At 62.1% G+C, this 1503-nt stretch carries 1 protein-coding gene; it reads left to right on the forward strand.

The window, feature by feature from the left end; all coding sequences use genetic code 11:
* Window positions 1-76: 76 nt before the first annotated feature.
* Window positions 77-1183, forward strand: coding sequence for an IS5 family transposase (locus AC1D1L_RS33625; RefSeq protein WP_477345818.1), 1107 nt, complete (start codon window positions 77-79; stop codon window positions 1181-1183).
* Window positions 1184-1503 lie beyond the last annotated feature (320 nt).

The raw sequence follows: 1503 nt of genomic DNA on the forward strand, positions 1-1503 counted from the left end.
CAGGCTGTTGAAGAAGTGCTGGCGCGGGTGTTTGGGTCGTGATTCACTGATCCCGAGATGATTTGGGGATTTTTGGATGCGCGGCTCAGACGAACGGACAGGTTCGCTGTTTTCGTATGTCGACCTTGAGGCGCGGGTTCGCCGCGACCATCCGTTGCGAGTGATACAGGAGATCGTGAACGCGGCTCTCGTTGCGATGGACCGAGATTTTGCTGGGCTCTATCGGCCGGGGCTCGGCCGCCCGTCGATCGCGCCGGAACGTTTGCTGCGCGCGATGCTATTGCAGGCGTTCTATGGCATCCGCTCGGAGCGCCAATTGATGGAGCGGATGGAGTTTGATCTTCTGTTCCGCTGGTTCGTGGGGCTTGGTGTTGACGAGCCGGCCTGGGATCATTCGAGCTTCACCAAGAACCGGGATCGGCTGTTGGAAGGTGAGATCGCGGCAAAGTTCCTGGGCGCGGTGCTTGCTCAGCCAAGGGTGAAGCGGCTTTTGTCGTCGGATCACTTCTCGGTGGATGGGACGCTGATCGAAGCCTGGGCTTCGATCAAGAGCTTCCGCCGCAAGGACGGAGGCGACAACGACCCGGATGGAGCGGGTCGCAACGCCGAGCGCGGCTTTCATAAGGAGAAGCGCTCCAACGACACACACCAGAGCACGAGCGACCCGCAGGCGCGGCTTTACAAGAAGGGCGACGGGCAGCCGGCGAAGCTCTGCTACATGGGGCATGCGCTGATGGAGAACCGTCATGGGCTGGCGGTCGACGGCGGCATTACCCATGCGACAGGTACGGCCGAGCGGGAGGCCGCGCTCGCCATGTTGGACCGCAGATCGTCACGGCGGCGCATCACACTGGGGGCCGACAAGGCCTATGACGTGCGCCAGTTCGTCAAGGACCTGCGCGAGCGCAAGGTCACACCGCACATCGCCGTCGACGGCCATCTGAGCAAAACCGGCAAGCCTCGCGTAACAGCGATCGATGGCCGCACGCGCTGCCACGCCGGCTATGCGGTCAGTCAGCGCTGCCGCAAGCGGATCGAGGAGGTGTTCGGCTGGATCAAGGCCTCGGCCGGCATGGCCAAGGTCAAGCTGCGAGGATGCGCCCGTGTGGGCGCGGCCTTCACCTTGAACCTGGCGGCCTACAATCTGATCCGCTTGCCCAAGCTCTTGGCMGCGCCGGCATGAGCGTCATCGGTCGCTGGCGAATCGTCGCGATGCCCGACTATGTCGGGGACTATCGCGACATGATGGAGCCGCGCCTACATTGAGTTCGCGGACGATGGCTCCGGCGAATTCGCCTTCGGATGCGTCACCGGCCAGATCTTCGGCTCGGGTGACGGCAACAATGTCGCCTTCTCCTGGCAAGGCAATGACGAAATGGACGAAGCCCAGGGCAATGGATGGGCTGAAATCCAACCAGACGGCTCTATCAACGGACAAATCTGCTTTCATGGCGGCGACGAAGCAGACTTCGTCGCTCACAAATGGACTTCTTCAACAGCCTG

The organism is Mesorhizobium sp. P2_D6 (genome assembly GCF_056404315.1).